Raw genomic sequence first — 1444 nt, 5'->3', positions numbered from 1 at the left:
CCGGCAAGCCATGTACGGTCAACGAATCAAGGCACCGAGCGGCTTCGAGGTTGTAATGAACACCAATCATCATCTTTCCAAGCCAGTCATGATAGGCAAAATAAATCCTTCCGGGACCTTTGATGTCATTTGGCAGTCAATCAATCCGATCCGAGCGGAAGCCTGGAGCAGGTACATCCCCGACAGCGCCAAGCGTACCGCGGATTGGACTTTTCCTTGGGTTTGCGGGGGGTGCATCGAGCCAAAATTCAAGGAATGGTGACGGTTCGATTGTTAGTGATCGGTCCTTCCATGGGCTTGAAAGCCTACACTGTGTTGTGTGTGACGGTTATAGCAGTGCCTCGCGGGATTTCGAGCGCTCGACTCTTGTCCAGGCGGCACATCTGGTTACGCGCGCACACCTCACGACGACGGATATCCCCGATCTATCGCGGTTTGCGTGGAAAGCAAGCCAGAGAAGCCCTGTGTGTACCGAAAACCTTATCCGGGTTGATGACGTGATGGAATCGCCTAAGCTGGCGGAATGATCGGGCTACCGTGTTTGGTACTGGCCATCTTGGCTTCCCCGACCGCCCGGCGGGAATCGCCACGCCCAAAAAAACAACTCCCCGGTCGATCAGATGGCTTCGGCAGCGCGCCGCGTCTTGAGGCGAGAGATCGTCGAGTGATCGACGTTGTAGCTTAACGCGATCTCGCGCAGCGGCTCGCCGGCCTCCACGCGCTTCAAGGCCTCGCGTGTCTGATGCTTGGTCAGCTTCGGTTTGCGGCCGAACTGCGCGCCGCGATGATGTATCTTCCAGTCCGGACATTTTGTTTTCGCTGCGTGAATTTGGCCGCCACCTTAGCGAGGTGCCGGCCATAATATCGGTGGAGAACTTATCGGCTGCGATGAGGCCTGTCAGCCTCGATAGTCCGCTTTGGGTCAAATTGAGAAGAACTCAGTGCGAGCATATGTTTTCCGCTTTGCCATCGCACGCGGACATTCATCATAGCGGTCGGCATGTCTCAGAAGGGCCAAAAGCAGTCGGCCTCGAGTGCACGCGAGTCCGATGCGGAAGGCGAACGGCCATCATAACGCGCGGTTATTGACTTCATCGCGTGACGTCATTTCCCATTCGCCGCGCGGAATTTCATGCTTACACGGTACCGGGCTCATCCGGCGCACAATCAGGAGGCTACAAATGTCAGTCCAGAAGCCGGTTCTAACGCCGCCCCACGGTGGCGAGAAGGTGACCACGAGCGGAGGCTCGAGCATCGAGATTAAAGTGGAGAGCAGCCAGTCCGGAGGCGAATATGGCGCTGTCTTGTGGACGGTGCGAGCTGGGGAGGAGCCTCCGATGCACATTCACTCGCGCGAGGACGAGCTAGTCTACGTGGTTGAGGGGCGGCTAATCGCGCGGGTCGGCGATTCCCGCGTTGAGGTGGGGGCAGGCTCCTACGCGGC

General features: G+C 57.8%; 3 protein-coding genes. 2 read left to right on the top strand and 1 reads right to left on the bottom strand.

Translation table 11 applies throughout. The annotated features are described in order from the left end of the window. On the top strand, positions 1-262 hold a 262-nt coding region (locus J6497_RS40550; RefSeq protein ID WP_225709704.1), incomplete at its 5' end, for a transporter substrate-binding protein. Between the two features lie 354 nt (positions 263-616). Here J6497_RS40550 and J6497_RS40545 read toward each other — a convergent pair. Next, positions 617-793: a helix-turn-helix domain-containing protein gene (locus J6497_RS40545; RefSeq protein ID WP_312010465.1), complete on the bottom strand. Its 177-nt coding sequence runs from the start codon at positions 791-793 to the stop codon at positions 617-619. A 388-nt stretch (positions 794-1181) separates the two neighbouring features. On the opposite strand from J6497_RS40545, the gene J6497_RS40540 reads away from it, so the two are divergent. Next, positions 1182-1444: cupin domain-containing protein (locus J6497_RS40540; protein ID WP_225709506.1), on the top strand; the 263-nt coding region annotated here is incomplete at its 3' end.

It is taken from the genome of Bradyrhizobium cenepequi (genome assembly GCF_020329485.1).
GTDB classification, from domain to species: Bacteria; Pseudomonadota; Alphaproteobacteria; order Rhizobiales; family Xanthobacteraceae; genus Bradyrhizobium; species Bradyrhizobium cenepequi.
This window is presented reverse-complemented; position numbering and strand designations above follow the sequence as displayed.